Origin of the sequence: Larkinella knui (genome assembly GCF_003858645.1) — a bacterium.
Taxonomy (GTDB): Bacteria; Bacteroidota; Bacteroidia; order Cytophagales; family Spirosomataceae; genus Larkinella; species Larkinella knui.
In genome coordinates, this window is sequence record NZ_RQJP01000001.1 from 29,625 (window position 1) to 48,019 (window position 18,395).

Below are 18,395 nucleotides of genomic sequence, written 5' to 3' on the forward strand. Positions count from 1 at the left end.
TAAAAATCGGCTACGCTAGTTTTCCGTATTGAAGCGTCCGTTGGTTTTCCAGCGAACGAAGGGTGCGTTGAACTTCTATAGAATGCTCCGGCTGAATCGGTCTTTGCTGGACATCAGCCTTGCTGGGTGCGTCGAGATAGCTGGTATCCACCCGGTTAAGTACGGTCACGACCGTGTGGGTGGCTATTTTTAGATACATCTCCAGGAGCTTCCGCTCGGTCCGCGCCCAAATGCTGTTGACATCGGTAACGAGTATGGAAACCGTACTCTGGTTGATCAGGTACACCGGAATCGGGTTGCTGATCAGCCCCGGTATTTCCAGAATAATCCGGTCGAATTGGGAAGCATCGAATTTCGTCTGCTCATCGAACAGGTAGTCGATTTCCGTGACGTTCATCAAGTCGGAGCGCCGGGTATACGGGAAAAAGGTAATGCCTTCCTGTTCCACTTTCTGCTGCTCGTCGGTCAGGCGCGGATAACAGTATGCCACTTGCTGCCCTGCTTCGGCATACATCCGGCCGAGGCTGTTGGCAACCCACGTTTTTCCTTGTTTCGAACGGACGCTGAACAGCGTGATGACGGGTGGATACGGCTTTGTTGCGGTGGTTTTTACAATTTCAAAGTTGATCGCATTGCACAGTTGCTCGAACATGCTCAAGGCGGTACGGCCGGCTTTCGAGTCGATCGAGAATTTGCGAACCGTCGGAAAAACGGCGGCAACCGGTCGGCCGATGAGCGTCTCGGCTTGTTCCGGCGAACTGATCCGGCGGTCGATCCAGAATCGGATTGCTGTGAGCAACATGGCAATGAACAAGCCGATGCCGAAGCCGAGCGCAATAAACAGCCAGCGTTTGGACTGGGCATCGTAGGGGAAATTGGGCGGGTCCAGAATGGTCAGGGCCCCATCGACCGAAATATCCTGGCGGTGTGTAACAGCCTGATTCAGATATTGAACCGACGCCAGGTAGTCTTTTTCGGCCAGCGTCAGGTCCCGGTTTAACTGGCGAAGTTCGGATTCCAGCGGACTGTATTCCTCCGTTTTGGTCTGGTATTCCCCCATTCGGGATTTGTATACTTCGAGTCGTGCCGACGATTCTTCAAAATCGATCACCTTTTCCAGCCATTCGTTCAGCAGCGTGCGCTGCGGAATCGCTTCGGGTGAACTTTCGGCCGCCGTGTAGGTCCGGGCGGTCGTTTTTAAGGCTTCCGAAGCCTGATCGACCCGGGTTTGCAAACGGGTGATCACATTCTGGGGCTGTCCGTAGGCCTGCGCATTGACCAACTGACTCTGGGCGTCGGACAGATCGTTTTGTTTGGCTTTCAGATCCCCGTTGGCCAGCAGGAGCGCACCTTGCTGCCCCATGCGCTTGTTCAAGGCATCCATGGAGGCTTTTACGGCTTTGTTGGTCATCAACTCCTTGTTGTAATCACCGGAAAAAAGCTCCCGCGAAGCCGCTACATTTTTCGATTCTTCCTCAAAATTCAACAGCTTATGCTCCACGCTGAACGAGCGAAGTTTGTTTTCTGCCTCATCCAGCTTCTTCTTCGACTCCTTCGCCTTGTCTTCGTAATAATTGACCACCGAGTTGGTTTCGGCGGTTTTCAGGGTTGTGTACCGTTTATTGAGAATCGCAATGGCATTGCTCAGCGTTTGCTGGGCCACGGCCGGATCATTGGATTCGTACTCCAGATCCAGCATATCGCTGGGACTTCGGCGGGTGGCTTTTAGCTTCTTTCCAATGGTGGCAATTGAACAGTAGGCGGATGATTTCAGGAGCAGATACTGAACGGGATTGTCGGAAGAGGATCGCGAAAGACTATCGATTCGGGCATGCAGGGTAGCCTCATCGGCATTTTTGACCAGCGAAAGACGCAAACTTTCCGGAATGGCCTGATGAAGCTCCTGAAAGGCCGGGAGCGACAGGATTTTTCCGTCCGGTTTTTCGAGTGGCAAATGCCGGGTCAACAGATCCACACCGATCTGACGCAGCGTTTCTTTTGAGTTCAGCGTAGTCAATAAATTTTCAAAAGCAGCCGCCGAGTGGTCGATAAAACCGGCCTGCTGGTCTGAAAGCAGCGAATACCCGGAAGCCAGACCCGTGTAGATTGTGGCCTGTGATTTATAAACCCGGGGTTCATTTTTCGTAAAATAATAGACTGAACCGGCCGTCAGAACGGGGATCAGAATAAACCAGAGCGCATGCTGTTTTAAGAGACGCAAGAAGACCCGTGGTGTCATTGATGGAATTGGGTTATTTACGTTTTAGCTGTTGAATCGGGACGCCCACCGTTGCTTCGAAGTAGAAGACGTTTTTTAAAAATTCGCCCTTTGCCTGTTCGGCAATCGACTTCGTTTGTGCGTAACCATTACTGGCCGTTGCCATGCTTTTCGGATCGAGCCGGCCTTGTTGTGAATCGGATTCGGCAATCCGATAGACCGCAAACGCGGCCTGTTCGTCCTGAATCCGGATTTTCAAGACCCGTTGTGAAGTCATCAAATCCTGATAGGTGGTAACCAGATCTTTTTTCAGTTGGAGTTCAACCAGTTCTTTTCGGATCAGAGCTGACTGATAATTAGCGCGGGCCTGCCGGATTTTGGTGTTTCGACTGAATAAATCATAGAGGCTGATCTGAAGCCCGATGCCGGTTCTGTACCCATTGGCGATTTGTCCCAGGGCGTCCGCGCCAAACGACGTGTTCGAAAGAATGGACTGATTCCCAAAAGAATAATTGGTAAAACCGGTCGCCGTCTGCAAAATCAGGATTTTAGAAAGTTTGTATTCCGCATTTTGGGTAATAATTGCTTCATTCTCCAGTCGAATCAGGGGCGATTTGGTCAGGGCCAGTTTGTATATTTCTTCAAAGGGCAATAGCTGCGTTGACAAATCCTGGGTAATGTCCAGGTAAAGGGTATCATTGGACACCGAAGCCGGCTGATTAGCGGGTGTTTTCGTAACTAGAGCCGGGTTTTGTCCGTAAAGTAGTGTTGGTATAAATAGACAGCAAATAGGCAGGATAATACCCTTCTGATATGCGCTGGATACTAATTTCAATAATCTGGATGTCATCTCAAAGGATCAGCCGGTAAACGGTCACTGGTTCTAAATATCAGATTATAGATAGCAAAAATAATACCACTCTATGGATACTTACTTTATCTGAAGGTCGGGGGGGAATAATGAAGCAATGATTTTATTTGCTAATAATCAACTATTTAGATAAAAATTAACAACGTATATGAATAGAGTAGCCCGGTGATATTTATTTTAGAAAGATTTTTGTCCGCTACGCCTTTTTAATTATCAAACATCTCCGTTCAATGGTTTTCCCTTTTTAAAATTAAGCATACTATTTGCTCTGTCTTCATGGAAAAGCATTGGTGTATTCTTATTTGTCAGACAAATTTAAAGTAAAAATATAAGATTTTAGTAGAAGCTGTAATCGTATTGGACTCAATCATGAATAAGTCGTCTGGCGCAACGAATTTTGTCATTACATCCCGACAGCCCTGGGAAGAAAAACAGCTGGGGAGTAACATCCGGGATATGGCCCGGACTTTGGCCGAAAACCATCGGGTGTTGTTTGTCAATGAACCGCTGGATTGGTCGGCGCGACTCTCGAAAAAATCGGGCCGGGCGCAGCGACGCGATGCGTTTGTGGCCGAAAATAAGGGTCAGCACCTGGTGGAAACCGAAAAGAATCTCTGGGTTTTATCGCCAAAATCCCTGCTGGGTTCCTTCAACTGGCTGCCTGATACGAGCCTCTACGACTGGGCGAACCGCTACAACGGAACCATTCTGGCCAATGAGATCAGGCTGGCGGTGAAGTCGTTAGGGTGGAAATCCTTCGTTCTGATCAACGATAACGATATGTTGCAGGGTTTTTATCTGAAGGAGTTGCTCAAACCGGAGGTGTATGTGTACTACCTGCGCGACAATTTTCTGGCGGTCGATTTCTGGAAACGGCACGGCGAACGGCTGGAGCCGCTGCTGATGAGCAAGGTCGATCTGGTAGCCAGCAATTCCCTGTATCTTGCCAACCAGGCCGCCCGGTATAATCCGCGGTCGGTGTATGTTGGGCAGGGGTGCGATCTGAAAATGTTCGATCCGGCGACTAGCAACGAGATCCCGGCGGATATCGCTTCCATACCCAAACCCCGAATCGGCTATGCCGGTGCGCTCACCGGTCTACGGCTGGATGGCAATCTGATCGAAACGGTTGCGAAACAACGGCCTGACTGGCAGGTCGTTCTGATTGGTGCCACCGATGATTCGTTTCCGACCGAACGGCTGAATGCCTTGCCGAATGTGACCTTTCTGGGGCCCAAATCACCGCATCAAATACCGGCTTATCTGGCTGCTATGGACGTCCTGATCAATCCGCAGGTGTTGAATGAAGTAACCATTGGCAATTATCCCCGAAAAATCGATGAATACCTGGCGATGGGAAAACCGGTTGTAGCGGGAAAAACCGAAACCATGTCCCTGTTTGATCAACACGTTTACCTGGCCGAAAACGCGGAGCAGTTTATCGCCCGGATTGCCGACGTACTGAATGGTAAAATCCTGTCGACACCCGAAGAACGGATTGCCTTTGCGTGGGAACATACCTGGGCCAACTCGGTCGGCGCGTTAACCGATGCCATTGATCAACTTCTTGTTTCTCAGCCCCAAACCACCTGATTTGTTCTGGCAATCGCATGAAAGAATTCATTGATCGCAACCCCCGGTTGAAAGGACTGATCCACTGGCTATTGATTCCCCGGCATGAAGCCCGGCCCCGGCGATGGGTGAGCTGGTTCGTAAACCCGTTGATTCACAAGCGGCACCGGACGTCGATGATCCGGTCGTCGGTGCGGCTGGATGTGCTGCCTTTTAGTCCTTTCAACCTGGGAGCCCACAGCGTGATCGAAGCCTTTAGTGTTATCAACAACGGAGTTGGACCGGTTTTAATCGGCGATCGGTGTACAGTCGGCATTGGATCGGTGGTGATTGGCCCGGTTACGATCGGAACCGATGTCATTATTGCCCAGCACGTGGTGGTGTCGGGCCTGAATCATTCCTACGAAGATGTAAGCCGGTCGATCCGGGAGCAGCCTGTCGTTACCCGGCCCATTGTGATTGAAGACGAGTGCTGGATTGGCGCCAACGTCGTTATAACAGCCGGAGTCACCATCGGACGGCATTCGGTGGTGGCGGGTGGGAGTGTCGTAACGCGGGATGTTCCGCCGTATTCTGTGGTCGGTGGCAATCCGGCCCGCCTGCTGAAGCAATATGATACTACCGAAAAAATATGGGTAAAACCGGTGGTACGCGTTTGAACGTGTCAGACAGTCAGGAATTTTGCATCCAGAATGTCCATGATTTCGGGTTCTGTCGTGCTGTTGAATTTTCGCGCAAAGAGCTTGCCGGAAGAGCGTAAAAGGGCTTCGTCCGCCACGGTCAATGTTTTCGGACTGGCTTTGCCCTCCGACCAGTCGATGTAGCGCAGGTTATCATTCCGCATGGCGGGTTTGAAAGCCGAATTGTACAGCAGGGTTTGAAAAACCAGTTCATCGACCCCCCACGTCATTTTGAAAAAACGACTGACGTTCGGATGTTCTTTTAAATACCGGACGATGTACTTTACCGCTTCAAATGTGATCGTAAACCATTGAGAACGACCCACAAAGGTTAGCTTTTCCGGCGATTTACGTTCGGGTAAGACGGTATTCAGCAGCTTTTCAAGGGCATACTTTCCCGGAATGGAATAATGAATAAGGTGGTATTTTTTTACCCTCGGAATCGCTTCCTGCCATTCTTTCATGACCGACAGATAGTCCATAAACTGTGTCCCCGCCTGTTTTTCCAGAAAATCATGAATAAAATCCGGCGATTTTAGGGGATAATCCTGACCGCTCAGGAGGTTGATATACCCGTACGGAACTCCCGACGCGATGATCTCCTCAAAACCGTTCAGGGTGGCCTGAACCATGCTGTAGGCACCCCAATAGACTTTTTCCCGCTTTTTGACGAAGTAAACATTCCGATGTTTCAGCAAGTTACGAAAGGCCTCAAGATCGGTTTTCCGGTCAACATGAATATAGAAGTCCGCATCCGGGTGCTGCAAGGCCTGAATCAGCCGGTCTAGCTGATCGGGTTGTGCGTGCGCCAGAATCAAATGGGCCAGTTTCATGGGGCGTCTACAGGTTTAATTTCTTCATTTCAGAAACGGCATGGGTGCAGGCCCGGGCCGTCAGTGCCATGTAGGTCAGCGACGGATTCTGGCAGGCCGACGAAGTCATGCAACTGCCATCGGTAATATACACGTTTTTGACATCGTGCATCTGGTTAAAGGCATTGAGCACCGAGGTTTTCGGATCGCGGCCCATCCGGGCGGTTCCCATTTCGTGGATGGCCGAACCCGGCGGTTGATCAAAATAAAACTTTTCCACTTTTTTAAAACCCGCCCGGTCGAGCATTTCGGCCGCGCTGTCTTTGATGTCCGACCGCATGTTGAACTCATTTTCGCGGTACTTAAAATTAATGCGCACCAGCGGCAAACCCCACTGATCCTTCGCCGTGTCGTCGAGCATTACCCGGTTATCGTCGTAGGGAAGGGTTTCACCCCAGGCACCCATCACCACATTCCAGGGGCCGGGTTTGGTAAGGGTTTCCTTCAGCGATTCTCCAAAACCGGCCGTGTTGCGATACAGGTCGCCCCACTCGGCCCGCTCACCACGCCCCTGATAACCAAACCCGCGCAGGTAATCCTTGCGCTGCGTTTCGGGACTGATATTTCGGAAGCGGGGGACGTAAAAACCCGTGGGCCGCCGACCGGTATAATACTGATCCTCAAAGCCTTCGTATACGCCCTGTGCACCGCCCATCATAAAGTGGTCCATCAGGTTATGCCCAATCTGATCGCTCGAATTGCCCAATCCATTCGGAAACCGATGCGAAACGGAGTTCAGTAAAATCGACGTTGTGGCAATGGTCGACGCATTGAGGAAGATGATTCGGGCAAAATAATCGGTTACTTCCTGGGTATGCGCATCGATCACCCGAACGCCGGTTGCGCGGTTTCTTTGCTCGTCATACAGCACTTCGGCCACAATGGAATCAGGCCGTAACGTCAGGTTACCCGTTGCCGCGGCAACGGGTAAGGTGCCTGAGTTGCTGCTGAAATATCCCCCGAACGGGCATCCCCGGTTGCAAAGGTTGCGGTGTTGACAAGGCCCGCGACCGTTCCATCCCCGCGTCAGATTGGCAACCCGCCCAATGGTAAGAATCCGGTCCTTGTAGTGCCGGCTAACCTGCTGTTTGAGGTGTTTTTCCACGCAGTTCAACTCCATTGGCGGTAAAAACTGGCCGTCCGGGAAGTGGGCAAGTCCCTCGGCCTGCCCGCTGATGCCGACAAATTTTTCAACGTAGTCGTACCACGGTTCGATTTCTTTGTAACGGATCGGCCAGTCTACGGCGATCCCTTCCCTGGCATTGGCTTCAAAATCCATTTCGCCAAGCCGGTAACATTGCCGCGCCCAGGTCAGCGACCTTCCGCCGACCTGGTAGCCCCGAATCCAGGAAAAAGGCTTTTCCTGGATATACGGGTGTTCCTGATCGTTAACGAAAAAATGTTTGGTGCCTTCGTTATACACCGGACAACTGCTCTGTACCGGATTTTGCTGACGGTCCTGCAACACACTACTGAGCCGGTATGGAAACTCCCAGGAGTTTTTTTCAGCTGTCGGATAGTCGATAACGTGTTCGACATTTCGACCCCGTTCCAGGACCAGCGTTTTCAGTCCCTGCTCACAGAGTTCTTTGGCGGCCCAGCCTCCACTGATGCCGGAACCCACCACAATGGCGTCGAAGGTGCGCACGTCTTTTCCTTTACTAATACTATGAATGGGGATCATTGGGAAAAGCGTAATTAGCGGATTGCCCAGGATTTCTGTCCGGTAATGAGAGGAACGCAACCGGTGTAGCCGCCCGGCGTAAACACATACGCCAGGCTCCGGGTTGCTCCCAGCCTGGATGTAAAATAACCGACACAGGTGTACTGTTTCAATGTCGTGAAAAATGAATTGCCAATCAGTTTTCGCTCTACCTTTCCCGGTATTCCTTCGAACGGTTTTCCTGCGTTTTCAAAATGTCGCATCACTTCATTTTGTTGATCCCGGGTGCATTTTACGTACGGTTTTCCAAACCGGTTGATGGCGTAGGGATCGACCGCTTTCAAGCCGTCGATAAAGCGGTTTTGGGAAGCGGTCATCGTGTTTTCCACTACCATTTTCAGGATAAAGTCGGGTACGCCGGCTTCAATAGCGCCCGGCGTATCGGTGGTCGGAATGATCGTTTCGGCTAAGGCGGCCAGGAGTTCTTTCTGGCTGTGGACGTAAACCAAATCGGGTTTTTTGTACCAAGAAAGCCATTTATAACTACTGAAGGCCACACTGCCAGCACTTAAAAGGGTAATCCCCAACAGGGCCTGGCGACGTTTCATAGAGGTTGAGGAATAGGTGATTCGTTTACTTTTGGTGTCGGTTTATCCCACCGGTTGCAGGTGGTAAATAAAAGTGCATTGATGAACAGCATGGAACTCGTGGGAAATTGACCCAGAACCGGATTGGAGTATCCCATGACGGCAATTCCGACAAATACCGCCAGGAGTCCCCGCATGGTAGAGGTAAGCCACGGATCTTTTAGGTGCCAGACCCGGTATACGCCAATCGCAATCAGCGCAATCAGCATGGCGATGTAGAGCACCATTCCAACGCGGCCCGTTTCAATCCAGAGTTCGACATACCAGCTATCCGGCGAAATCTGGGCCGCCCAGTGATTGGGCGAAAACCGTTGTCCGGTGTCGAGCGATGTGCCGATGCCGGCACCGAATGGCAAATCTTTCAGGTAGTTAGCCAGTTTTTGCTGGTTCTTTAGCCGGAGTAAAAATGACGGATCTTCCAGCGGATTCAGGGCGGTCCGCATCCGCTGAATCTGATAGTTACCACTTCCGACGTTGGTGTATTTCAGAACAAACAGCAGGGGAGCGGCCACGCAGATACCGATCGCGATTTTGATCAGATCCCGTTTCATCAATAAATAAAAACCGTACCCGGCAATCAGCACAAACAAGGCACTGCGCGTACCTGAAACCGCATAGCCCCAGAAATAAACCAGCAGCAGGAACAGATAGCCCAGCTTGCGGGGCAGGGTTTCGGCTTCAAAACTCCAGATAAAACAAAGCAGCGATACGGCCGCCATTTCGGCTCCGAACTGCGAAGCATCGGTATAAAAGGAGAAACTGCGCAGGTGGCCAAACAGGATGTGTGTCGAGGCTGCTCCCGAATTCAGCCAGATCATCTCGTTGGTAGTCAGACCGATATACTGTTGTTTGAATGCCCAGAGTGCAGCCAGAAAAGACCAGATCAGCCAGGTTCGCAGAATAATCAGGATATCCGCCCTGGTGAGGTCAATGACCAGGAGCGTACAGGTAACAATGAAAAAGTGCAGCGAAAAGGAGCGGGCGTGAAAAAACCAGGCGGCCCGGTAGGGCGATTCGGGGTTGAAGATTTCCAGAACGGTGTAAAAAAACCAGAGGCCCACGAGGTAAAAAGCCGGATGATGCAGACTTTTCCAGGACAGCCGCCGATTATTCACGATCAGACTCAGGACCGTTAGTCCGAGAATCCCGTCGATGATCATCCCGAAGGGAATGCTGATCGGTAGAAAGCGGGCCAGCGCATTGACCAGGAAACTGAGCTGCACATACACCAGAAATCCGAACTTGGGTTCGGCCAATACACCCCCCACCAGCAGAAGCCCCGGTGGCAGGATGAGAATGACCGCCGAACCCAGTATTCCCAGTCTGGCAATTAGAAAGCCGGATGCCACGGCAATGAGCGTACCAAGCAGGCTAAACACCCAGAAGTTTTTCTGTATGGAGTAGGATATGGAAGCAGCCTGATTACCCATTTTTACGGATTGGAGCCACCCGAAGGTGTCCTTGCGATCGGTTATTTCAAGTTTGTGAGTGTCGGTACGACCGCATCGGAAGCGTCGGATTTATTCACCGTTGGTTCGGCAATGTTATCACCGCTCACGACTTTAGAGTATTTGATTTTTGCCTTGATAAACCGACGTTCAAACCATTCATACGAGGCCGCAGCCAACAGAATCGTTAACAAAATACTGGCGCTGTAGAGCAGCCAGTTATTTCCGGGAAAGTGCGGTTGCAGCAGTTTAAAGGCGATCACAATGGCAATCATATGGTACATGTAAATACCAAATGAAATCTTGCCAAGGTAATGTAAAACCGGGTGCTCAAGCCGGATTAGTGTCTGTTTATTGGCGGCCAAATTGAGAATGATCACCGCAAACAAGCAGGCATACGTCTCCTGGTGGAGGTACGGTATTTCAATTCCGCGGAAAATCATAACTGCGGTTAACAGGTAAACGGCAGCTTGTAACCAGCGATTGAATAAAACCCGAAGCAGCCCTTCGCGCCGGTAAAAAAGGGCCCAGGCAATCACACCCCCAATCGCCATACAATCGACGTTGAAACTATTCCAGAATTTAGCTATAAAGCTGATTGCCTGATTGGTAACACCTAGAGACGTGAGTGAAAGAAGGCCAAACTTAATCACCAGATAAACGATGATCGTACCCAAAGCCACCCGCAGGGGATGACCCACTTTCTTCATTAGCAATGGCCAGAATGCGTAGAATTGCTCTTCCACACCGATCGACCAGGTTTGATTAATATGCGGAACCGGTGTTGCAACGAGATTGGGCAGGATGACAAAAAACAGGACAACTTTGATCAGGAAACTTCTGTGCAGTAAATCGGAATAAATCGGAATGTCAAAAAAAGAAATGGCGGGAAGAACGAAAAGACCCAGGCACACAATGAAGTAATATAAAGGCCATATCCGAAGAACCCGTCTCAGATAAAAATGCCGGATTGCGATGGTTCCCGTAACCGCTCTTTCCTGCAAAAGCAAATAAGTAATCAGAAAACCGCTTAGTACAAAAAATAACACCACACCCAGCTTCCCGATCAAATCCACAAAAGGCAGGTGCCAGTAATTATCAACCTTGAAAATTAACTTGATTTGTTCAATGTGGTGAATGATCACCCAAAGAGCAGCGATGAATCGTAAGCCATTTAAATTAGGAAAGTAAACTGCTCGCATTGTGCATAAAAGAATTCGCATGCTGCCGGTTATCCGCAGTCATGCCATGTCATAAGTTGCCTTGAATACTAATCACATATCGTGCCAAGTATGTCTGATAATTAATTTGATTTGAATAAATAAGATACAAAGGGTAGAAATACGGTAACATAAGCCGGGTTTACAGTCTGATGTCCGCATGCAGGCATAAGTAGTTTTCAATAATTGCAAAAATATTTACTTATTTTTTGTTTACTTCCCATTAGGTATTTTATATTTGTCCCAGTGTTTATTAATTTAAATTTTCTCGTAGAACGATATCAGAACAAATGTAGGTATAACTTATTGACTAATAGATTTTTAATCTAAATTAAGAAAGTTCTGGAACCTGGTTTTTTTGAAAAGATTGGATGTAACGTTGACTGATATTTAGCTTTTTATCGATTGAGACGATATGGTATTTTAGGTGTTTTTACTTATGAGTTTGGGTTTTATTTTCTCTTGCTCTTGGTAATTCACTATTTTTTCTGACTGAAACAAAAATTGACCGTTATGAAATTTCCCAAGTTAAACCTGTTGATTGTGGAAAGTAACTCCTTTCTGGTGCGTATTCTTCAGAATGCACTGGCTGCTGACTTTAACATTATTTTGGCTTCCAACCCGTTGGAAGCCAGGGAATTGCTTAAAAAAGGGGTTGTAGTAGACTTCATTATTACCGACTTGAGTTTATCGAAAGCTGACGGTATGGACTTGATTCAGCGGGTGCGAAAAAGCACGCGGTATCACTCCCTGCCTATTCTGGTACTTTCAGGTTCTGAAGATAGTAATACCCGGATTAGCTGTCTGGAAAATGGCGCTGACGATTGCATGACGAAACCGTTCAATCCGCTGGAAGTGCGGGCTAAAATCCAGGCCATGCTTCGACGCTCAGGCAACCCGGTTTCACGGGTGACTGCTGGAACCGCGCCCTGGTACGGTCAATTAATGCCTATCCGGGCCTAATCGAACCTTCTTATTACCAGACAAAGCACTTCTTGGGTTTATTGAACGGAGTGGTCACTTAAAAGAAACTGGTAATCTTGGAAGAAACCGTCCAGTGGTTAAATGGTATATTATTTGCTATCAGATAACCATGAATCTGATGGTTATGAAGTGGCGAACTGGAGTGAAAATATCAGCCCTTTGGTGCCGGGAGCGAAAATTATCAGACAAATTAACAAAATGGATTGATTTGTACAGTGATAATTTTACCGTATCATGGATCTAATAAACTATGTTATTTTTCTTCCGATAGGGATCTACCTAAGTTTTAATATTCTTTATCTGCTTGTCTTTGCTTTAGCAGGTTGGTTTGGAGGGAAAGATGACGAGCCATTGACGAAACAGCCCAACAAAATCCGCCGGATTGCGGTATTGATCCCTGCTTACAAAGAAGATACGGTCATTCTGGATTCTGTTCGGATAAACCTTCAGCAGACGTATCCCGCCGACGCCTACGATCTTTACGTCATTGCCGATTCGTTTCATCCAACGACCCTTCAGAAGCTGGCGCTTCAACCGGTCAAGGTTCTGGTGGTCAGTTTTGAGCAATCGACGGTGCAGAAGTCGGTGACGCAGGCGCTGGAATTAGTACCGGAAAACCGCTACGATATCGTTCTGGTGTCGGATGCGGACAACCACATGGCCCCCGATTTTCTCCAACGGATCAACCTGGCTTTCGACAGCGGCTGGCGGGCCGTTCAGGGTCACCGGGTTGCCAAAAACACGAACACCAGTGTGGCGGTTTTCGACGCCATGAACGAAGAGGTCAATAACCATCTGTTTCGGGCGGGCCAGCGCGCGCTGGGGCTGTCGTCTACGTTGATTGGGTCGGGAATGGCCTTCGAACCGGCGGCCATGAAACGGGGTATGGCGCAGGTTCGCTCGGTGGGCGGTTATGACAAAGAACTGGAAATGGCGCTGTTGACGGAAGGAATCCGGATTGCGTATCTCCAGGATGCGTTGATTTACGACGAAAAAGTGCAGAATCTGGAAGTGTTTGAACGGCAGCGGGCGCGCTGGATTGCGGCCCAGGTTCACTTCGTCAAACTGTATTTCCGCACGGGTATTCAACAGTTGCTAAAAGGAAACTTCGATGCGGCTTTTGCAGTTGTGCGGTCGCTGATTCTGCCGCGAACGCTGTTTTTGGCGGTCCTTTTTTTGGGCACGCTGGTGAGTTTGGTAGTGGGACACCAGCCGATGCTGCGGGCTTTTGGCGGTATGCTGGTGACGCTTTTTATCACCCTGCTGATCTCCATTCCCGGTTACCTCTGGCAGAAAATTTCAATCCGCGACTTCCTGACCTTCCCGATGCTGGTTTTCCGGATGATTCGTTCGCTGCTGAAAGTCAAAGCCGCCGGGAAGAAATTTCTGCACACGCCCCACGGGGAGACGGCGGTAAAAGAAAATTGAGTTGTGTCGCGGAGTTGAGCGGAGAAGAGGGAGTTAAGCAGAGTCTTTTCTTTTAATTAACTCCGCTTAACTCCCTCTTCTCCGCTAATCACCGCGATACAATCTTCAAAAACTCAAAGATTCGTCTTTTTCATCTCCTTCACCGCGTAATCCACCGCCCGGGCCGTGAGTGCCATGTAGGTCAGTGAGGGGTTTTGGGTGGAGGTGGAGGTCATCGAAGCGCCGTCGGTGACGAACACGTTTTTGACGTGGTGCATCTGGTTCCACTTATTAAGCATCGACGTTTTCGGGTCTTTCCCCATCCGGACACCGCCCATTTCGTGAATATCCAGTCCCGGATTGCGTTTATCGTCGCGCACCCGGAGGTTCTTGAAACCGGCCGCCGTGAACATTTCCATCATCTGTTCCTGGTAATCCTTCACCATCTTGTCGTCGTTGTCGTCGTAGACAATCGAGATTTTTAGTTGCGGAATCCCGAACGGATCTTTCAGATTTTTATCCAGAGCCACGTAGTTGGTCTCTTTCGGAATGGTTTCGCCCATCATGTGGGAACCGACATACCAGCCGCCCAGGCTTGGATTTGCCAGACTTTCCTTCAGATCGACGCCAATGCCATCCTGATTGGTTCGGGAAGCCCGACCGGCGGAAAAACCGGCTGCGTAGCCCCGCAAAAAGTTCGTTTCCTGCTTGTAAACATTCCGAAAACGGGGAATATACGGCCCATTGGGGCGCCGACCGTCGGTGGTCGAATCCAGAAAACCGTCGTACTCACCCGAAATGCCCGCCCGGTAATTGTGGAAAGCCGCGTATTTACCCAACACGCCACTGTCGTTGCCCAAGCCATTCGGGAAACGGTTCGAGGTCGAGTTCAACAACACGAGATTCGTGTTCAACGCTGCGGCATTGACGAAAATAATGCGGGCGTAAAACTCGATCATCTCTTTGGTCGTCGCGTCGATCACACGCACCCCGGTGGCCTTGCCTTTTTTCTCGTCGTAGATAATCGAGTGAACCACTGAATGGGGGCGCAAGGTCAGTTTGCCGGTTTTGGCCGCCCAGGGTAGGGTAGAAGCGTTGCTGCTAAAATACCCGCCGAACGGACAACCCCGCTCGCACAGGGTGCGGTTCTGGCATTGGGCCCGGCCCTGTTGCAGGTGAATCGGTTGCGGTTTGGTAATGTGCGCAGCCCGGCCCATGATAACCGGCCGATCCTTGTATTTCGCAGCCATCTGCTGGCTAAAATATTTTTCGACACAGTTCCATTCGTGCGGAGGCAGAAATTCCCCGTCGGGCAGCGTTGGAATACCGTCTTTATTTCCGGTGATGCCGGCGAATTTTTCGACGTGGCTATACCAGGGGGCAATGTCTGCGTAGCGAATCGGCCAGTCGACGGCAAAACCGTCGCGGGCGGGGCCTTCAAAGTCAAAGTCGCTCCACCGTTGCGTCTGGCGCGCCCACAGCAGGGATTTTCCCCCCACCTGATAGCCCCGAATCCAGTCGAACGGTTGTTCCTGAATATACGGATGTTCGGCATCCTTGACAAAAAAATGCGCCGAGGTTTCGTTGAACGCGTAGCATTTGTTCACGATCGGGTTCTCCTTGCGGACGGCCAGCGGGAGTTGACCCCGGTGTTCCATTTCCCAGGTGTTGAGCATGGTGGTGGGATAATCCACTACGTGCTTGACGTCACGTCCCCGCTCCAGCACCAGCGTCCGTAACCCTTTCTCGGTCAGCTCTTTCGCAGCCCATCCGCCACTGATCCCGGATCCGATCACGATGGCGTCGTACGTGGTTGCTTTTACTGCATCAATTGCAAAATTTGCCATGTCTACTGGGGCTGCTATTTGTTTTGTTGATTTTTCGAAGTTGTATTTTTGGCCACAACGGGCACACAACCGTGATACCGGCCGGGCACCATTTCGTAATGGACGATATTGTTCATGACGTATTCCGAGCTCATATACCCCCGGATGGTCAGTCCTTTCACCAGCGAAAAGAATTCTTTCTGGTCCGGTTCCGTCGACTGGCTCATGGTTTTCAGCAATGCGGTCCGCTGGCTGGCGTCGAGGGAGGCAAACGATTGGCTGTCGTTTTTCCGGGCGAGGGCTTCCACCGCCGTTAGTCCTTTGGTGAGGGTTTCCTGCGCCGAGGGTTCCATACAGTCCGTCACGATTTTCTGGATGAACGTGTGTACGCCCAGGGCCTTTGCGCCCGGGGTGTTGGTGGCCGGAATGATGGTTTCAACCACTTCGGCCAGGAGCGCATCCGCGCGGGGAGCCAGCAGTGAGGTTCCTGATGGCAGGGTAGCCTGGTTCCAGTTGTTGGCCCAACCCGGCAGACTCACCAGGCCACCCAGGGCCACTGCCAAACTTTTTAGTGCTTTTCGTCTTTCCACGAGGTAATTGTTGAGATTTAAATGTCTGGTTTAGTCAAAAAGTACGGTTTTCAATGGTCAGTGGCTGACGTGCGACTCAACGTGCCAGGATCCACAGTATAAACTGAAAACCGTAAACGGCTAGTATATAAATACCGGAGTTCCCAAATGATGCTGCCGAAACGCGCGGAGTGCACAGCCGTTTTTTCAACGGAGAATGCGGTTGAAATATACTATTGGGTTAAAGACGCATTGACAGGCTATTTTACTGCGTTGGGTTGTATGGTAACAAAGTGCAATTCAAATTTCCGGTAGATGGCACTCATTTGAACACATGGTGATGCGGAAGAATATAGACAAAGATAGGAAAAAAGTAAGATGTAATGTGTGCGTAACGCATCAAAACCAGCAGAAGAAAGGGGCTTTTTTACGAAACAAGAGCCAGCCGGTGAAAATACGTTCCAGCAAAAAATCCAAAGGCCTATCAGTAGACTGCCGCGATTTGCCGTACCCGAGAGGGCAGGCGGTTTTAAGCCCCGAAAGTCACATGGATCTGTGATAAATATCACAGATCGCACGCCCGGATTCCTGTTACTTCGTCACAAAAAGAAAGGTCATGAAAAGGAACATGGGTTTTGGCGATAAGGTGGTTCGCTTGCTGATTGCGTGTATTTTAATCGCCCTGTTTATTGCAGATGTGCTCAATGGCGTTTGGGCGGTGGTAGCGATGACGGGAGCCGGACTCCTGATTGCCACCAGCTTTATGAATTTCTGTCCGCTTTATGCGGTTTTCGGGATCCGCACGAATCACCGAAAAAAAATGTCATAACGGCAATGACCAGCCGGAAGTCCGGGTGGAATACAAGACAGCGAGAGGAATGATCAACGACACGCAGGTAATAAACGCAGCATTTCGGGGAAGTTTTGAACCGGCCTTAATCGAAGAAATAAACCGGACCGGTATTTATCAGGAAGTGGAAGAAGGCGAGTATCTGATTCGCCCCGGGAGTTACATTCGCTCGGTGCCGATCATTTTGAGTGGCTCCATCAAAATCATGCGGCCCGATGCGAGCGGGAATGAGGCTTTGCTCTACTACCTGAGTGGGCTGGATTCCTGTGCCATCTCAATGACGGGCACGCCCGATAATAAGCCCAGCGAAATTACGGCGGTTGCCGAAGAAAAAACCCGTCTGATTTTCATCCCGATTGAGAAAGTCGATGAATGGATTTGCCGGTTTCCAACCTGGAAACAGTTCGTTTTCCGCACCTACCAGCGCCGGTTCGACGATATGATTGCCACCATCGACAGCATTGCCTTTCAGAAACTGGACGAGCGGCTGCTGACCTACCTGAAAAAGAAAACCCGGAGCTGCCAGTGCACGGTTTTACAGATTACCCACGAAGAAATTGCCCGCGAAATGGCGACGTCGCGCGAGGTGATTTCCCGTTTGCTGAAACAATTGGAGCGCGTGGGCTACCTCAGATTGTCACGAAATAAAATCGAAATTTTGTAGAAAACAGTCGCCCGTGTGACTTATATCACGGAACCGCCCCGGTTTCAGGACGTGCTTTGTTGAAAAAACAGCATGAGTTCGCATGAAATTCTGGGCTTTGCGGCATCGATCCTGATCGGGATCACCCTGGGACTCATCGGCGGGGGCGGCAGCATTCTGACCCTGCCGGTGCTGGTGTATCTGCTTGGCATCACGCCGACGGTCTCCACCACCTATTCGTTGTTTGTGGTCGGCACCACCTCCCTGGTCGGCGCCGTCCGGTATAGCTGGCAACGACTGGTTCATTACCGGGCCGCCCTGGCCTTTTCGCTGCCTTCTTTTGTTGCCGTTTCCCTCACCCGCACCTACCTCGTTCCGGCCATTCCCGACCCGGTTTTTTCCACTCCGGCTTTTTATCTGCCTAAAAATGTCGCCATCATGGTCGTGTTTGCGCTGGTTATGCTGGCGGCTTCCGGCACGATGATCCGCGACCGTCAAACCGAATCGGACGGTAGTCGGGGCCGGATTAGTCCCCAGTTGCTGGCGGCAGAAGGAGTTCTGGTCGGTATGCTGACGGGTGTCGTCGGAGCGGGGGGCGGTTTTCTGATCATTCCCTCGCTGGTGTTGCTGGCCCATTTACCCATCAAAATGGCCGTGGGGACTTCGCTGCTGATCATTTCCGCCAACTCGCTGATCGGTTTTCTAAGCGGACTTGCTTTCGAAACCATCGACTGGCGGTTTTTGCTGGCCTTTACGGCCCTGTCGGTCATCGGAATTTTACTCGGAACCTACCTGACCCGGTTTGTTTCCGGACCAAAACTGAAGACAATCTTCGGTTGGTTCGTGTTCGCTACGGGCGTCTACATTCTTGTGAAAGAAACTTTTCTCTAAACAGTTCGGCATGTAACAAAAGTCACGGAACGCC

The 18,395-nt window shown here is 50.4% G+C and carries 16 protein-coding genes; 7 read left to right on the plus strand and 9 right to left on the minus strand.

What is annotated here, in order from left to right:
* Window positions 1–10 precede the first annotated feature (10 nt).
* Together EHT87_RS00125 and EHT87_RS00130 are read right to left on the minus strand one after the other, a co-directional pair.
* Entirely contained in the window at window positions 11–2,221 is a 2,211-nt protein-coding gene (locus tag EHT87_RS00125) for a GumC family protein (protein ID WP_229320752.1), read from the minus strand.
* Between the two features lie 31 nt (window positions 2,222–2,252).
* On the minus strand, window positions 2,253–2,924 hold the full coding sequence (locus EHT87_RS00130; RefSeq protein ID WP_185716105.1) for a TolC family protein: 672 nt from the start codon (window positions 2,922–2,924) through the stop codon (window positions 2,253–2,255).
* A gap of 534 nt (window positions 2,925–3,458) precedes the next feature.
* On the opposite strand from EHT87_RS00130, the gene EHT87_RS00135 reads away from it, so the two are divergent.
* Both EHT87_RS00135 and EHT87_RS00140 read left to right on the plus strand, forming a co-directional pair.
* Window positions 3,459–4,682: a glycosyltransferase gene (locus EHT87_RS00135; protein WP_124902653.1), complete on the plus strand. Its 1,224-nt coding sequence runs from the start codon at window positions 3,459–3,461 to the stop codon at window positions 4,680–4,682.
* 17 nt (window positions 4,683–4,699) lie between these two features.
* Window positions 4,700–5,320 (plus strand): acyltransferase, encoded by a 621-nt coding sequence (locus EHT87_RS00140; protein WP_124902655.1) that lies wholly within the window; start codon window positions 4,700–4,702, stop codon window positions 5,318–5,320.
* Between the two features lie 5 nt (window positions 5,321–5,325).
* On the opposite strand, the gene EHT87_RS00145 is transcribed toward EHT87_RS00140, so the two are convergent.
* The 5 genes from EHT87_RS00145 to EHT87_RS00165 are packed head-to-tail and all read right to left on the minus strand — an operon-like array spanning window position 5,326 to window position 11,173.
* The gene (locus tag EHT87_RS00145) at window positions 5,326–6,174 is read right to left on the minus strand and encodes a beta-1,6-N-acetylglucosaminyltransferase (RefSeq protein ID WP_124902657.1); all 849 of its coding nucleotides are present in this window, start codon (window positions 6,172–6,174) and stop codon (window positions 5,326–5,328) included.
* Window positions 6,175–6,181: 7 nt separating this feature from the next.
* The gene (locus EHT87_RS00150; RefSeq protein ID WP_124902659.1) at window positions 6,182–7,897 is read right to left on the minus strand and encodes a GMC oxidoreductase; all 1,716 of its coding nucleotides are present in this window, start codon (window positions 7,895–7,897) and stop codon (window positions 6,182–6,184) included.
* Between the two features lie 14 nt (window positions 7,898–7,911).
* Complete coding sequence (locus EHT87_RS00155) at window positions 7,912–8,484, minus strand: gluconate 2-dehydrogenase subunit 3 family protein (protein WP_124902661.1); 573 nt, start codon at window positions 8,482–8,484, stop codon at window positions 7,912–7,914.
* Window positions 8,481–9,953: an O-antigen ligase family protein gene (locus EHT87_RS00160; RefSeq protein ID WP_124902663.1), complete on the minus strand. Its 1,473-nt coding sequence runs from the start codon at window positions 9,951–9,953 to the stop codon at window positions 8,481–8,483. The genes EHT87_RS00155 and EHT87_RS00160 overlap by 4 nt, the downstream gene beginning before the upstream one ends.
* A 41-nt stretch (window positions 9,954–9,994) precedes the next feature.
* A complete protein-coding gene (locus EHT87_RS00165) occupies window positions 9,995–11,173 on the minus strand; it encodes an acyltransferase family protein (RefSeq protein WP_185716106.1) in 1,179 nt (392 codons plus the stop codon).
* A gap of 531 nt (window positions 11,174–11,704) precedes the next feature.
* On the opposite strand from EHT87_RS00165, the gene EHT87_RS00170 reads away from it, so the two are divergent.
* Both EHT87_RS00170 and EHT87_RS00175 read left to right on the plus strand, forming a co-directional pair.
* Complete coding sequence (locus EHT87_RS00170) at window positions 11,705–12,154, plus strand: response regulator transcription factor (RefSeq protein ID WP_124902667.1); 450 nt, start codon at window positions 11,705–11,707, stop codon at window positions 12,152–12,154.
* 372 nt (window positions 12,155–12,526) lie between these two features.
* Window positions 12,527–13,603 carry a glycosyltransferase family 2 protein gene (locus EHT87_RS00175; protein ID WP_310587486.1) on the plus strand — a complete coding sequence of 359 codons (1,077 nt, stop codon included), beginning with the start codon at window positions 12,527–12,529 and terminating at the stop codon, window positions 13,601–13,603.
* Window positions 13,604–13,716: 113 nt separating this feature from the next.
* On the opposite strand, the gene EHT87_RS00180 is transcribed toward EHT87_RS00175, so the two are convergent.
* Entirely contained in the window at window positions 13,717–15,429 is a 1,713-nt protein-coding gene (locus tag EHT87_RS00180; RefSeq protein WP_124902671.1) for a GMC oxidoreductase, read from the minus strand.
* A gap of 14 nt (window positions 15,430–15,443) precedes the next feature.
* Entirely contained in the window at window positions 15,444–15,998 is a 555-nt protein-coding gene (locus EHT87_RS00185; RefSeq protein WP_229320754.1) for a gluconate 2-dehydrogenase subunit 3 family protein, read from the minus strand.
* A gap of 595 nt (window positions 15,999–16,593) precedes the next feature.
* Here EHT87_RS00185 and EHT87_RS00190 point away from each other — a divergent pair.
* The 3 genes from EHT87_RS00190 (at window position 16,594) to EHT87_RS00200 (ending at window position 18,361) form a co-directional block, all read left to right on the plus strand.
* Complete coding sequence (locus tag EHT87_RS00190) at window positions 16,594–16,806, plus strand: YgaP family membrane protein (protein WP_124902673.1); 213 nt, start codon at window positions 16,594–16,596, stop codon at window positions 16,804–16,806.
* A gap of 49 nt (window positions 16,807–16,855) precedes the next feature.
* On the plus strand, window positions 16,856–17,491 hold the full coding sequence (locus EHT87_RS00195) for a Crp/Fnr family transcriptional regulator (RefSeq protein WP_124902675.1): 636 nt from the start codon (window positions 16,856–16,858) through the stop codon (window positions 17,489–17,491).
* Window positions 17,492–17,563: 72 nt separating this feature from the next.
* Window positions 17,564–18,361: a sulfite exporter TauE/SafE family protein gene (locus EHT87_RS00200; RefSeq protein WP_124902677.1), complete on the plus strand. Its 798-nt coding sequence runs from the start codon at window positions 17,564–17,566 to the stop codon at window positions 18,359–18,361.
* Window positions 18,362–18,395: the final 34 nt, after the last annotated feature.